This is a genomic window from Clostridium sp. (assembly GCF_032552055.1).
Classification (GTDB): domain Bacteria; phylum Bacillota; class Clostridia; order Clostridiales; family Clostridiaceae; genus Clostridium.
The window spans coordinates 1-1,904 of record NZ_JAWGSV010000382.1; the positions used below are offsets into that span (position 1 = coordinate 1).

General features: G+C 23.6%; 1 protein-coding gene. It reads left to right on the forward strand.

Features of this window, described 5'->3' with window-relative positions; all coding sequences use genetic code 11:
* Window positions 1-99: 99 nt before the first annotated feature.
* The coding region (locus E6248_RS15745; protein ID WP_316341712.1) for a diguanylate cyclase domain-containing protein at window positions 100-1,904 on the forward strand (1,805 nt) is incomplete at its 3' end.

Genomic DNA, 1,904 nt, shown 5'->3' on the forward strand with positions numbered 1-1,904 from the left:
TACTTTTTAATATTTATACTGGAAATAATATTAATATTAAAAAATATATGATACAATTATCATTGTAATATATTGTAAAGAAATTTTTTGGTGGTAGAAATGAAAAGAAGAAAAAAGCAGAGCTTAGTTTTTTTATTTGTATTGGCAATATCATTATATACTTTAACTATGTTTGAAGCTAAAAACGCCTTAATAATTATAATGTCTATTATTATATTAATTTTAATATCTAACTCTCTTTATAATAGAAGAAAATATTATAAGTTACATAATTTAATAGATGTAAATAGAAGAAGATATAAATCAGCAATTGAAGCTTTAGATGGAGCTATATGGGAATGGTCAAATAAGAATAATGAACTTTTTATATCTGATAAAATAAAAGAAATATTAGGAATAAATGAAAATATTAATAGTTTTAATGAATGGTTTAGGTATATATCTGATGATGAAAGAGAAGATATAGTACTTTATATTGAAAATGTTATTGAAAATAGAAGTATAGATGATTTTATTTTAGAACCAATATTTATAAGCAAAAGTGGAGAAAAGTTAAATATCCAAATTAAAGGTAGTGGAAAAATATTTAAGGATACTTTTTATTTAACTGGATCTATTAAAAATATTACTGAATTAAAAAAGTTTCAAAAGGTTAATACAAATAGGAAAGATAGAAATATACTAGCATTAGAAGTAGCAAATGATATAGTTTTTTGGTGGAATGTAAATGAAAATATTATTTCTATTGGTAATGCAGTTAGAAAATATTTAGGCATCCCTGGAAAGGGAGATTTGTTAATTCCATATAAGAAGTGGCAAGAATACATAAATGAAGAAGACTTAAAGGGTTATTTAGATAAGATTAATGGTATTTTAGATTCGCCTAAAAATGAAGTCTATTCAATAGAATATAGAATAAAAGGTTCCAATAATAAAGATTATTGGATACAGAGTAAAGGGAAAAAAGTAGTTGAGAATAGTGAAAGTATATTTGTATATGGAACACTATCTGATATTACTATAAGAAAAGAAAAAGAATTGGAAATAAGTTATCTAAGTTTTAATGATGATGTTACTGGAATACCAAATAGAAGATATTTTGTTAGAGAAATAAATAATAGGTTAAAGAATTATACTAATGAAAAAATGGCAATAATATTTATTGATTTAGATAATTTTAAATATGTTAATGATACTTTTGGTCATGATATAGGTGATTCTTTATTATTTGAATTTTGTAATTGCATTAAAAATATGAATATTGAGGATTCATTATTTGCTAGATATGGCGGAGATGAGTTTGTTTTAGTAAAATACAACTTAAAGTCAAAAGGTGAAATAAAAGAAATTTTGAATAATGTAATAAAAAATTTAAGTAAGCCTATGATGATAAAAGAGAAAGAAATATTTTGTTCTTTAAGTATTGGAGTTAGTATATATCCTACAGATGGGTTAGATATAGGAATACTTTTAAAAAGGGCAGATATGGCTATGTATTTAGCTAAAATTAATGGAAAGAACAGATATGAATTTTTTGACTCAAATATTTTAGAAATATTAAACCGTGAATTTAATATAGAAAAAGGATTACGGATAGCTATTGATAATAATGAAATTAAAATGTTATATCAGCCAAAGGTAAGTGTTTATACTGGAGAAGTAGTCGGGTTTGAATCTCTAGTTAGATGGCATAGTAATGAATTAGGTATGGTATCACCTAATGAATTTATACCAATTGCAGAAAATTCAGGACTTATTATAACAATTGGCAAACATATTATAGAAGAGAGTCTTAAGAAATGTAAAGAGTTGTCTTTAAAAACAGATAAAAAATTTAAGATGGCAATAAACCTTTCTGAAGTTCAAATTAGAGATGATGAAATTGTAAAGTTTATAGATGAAAC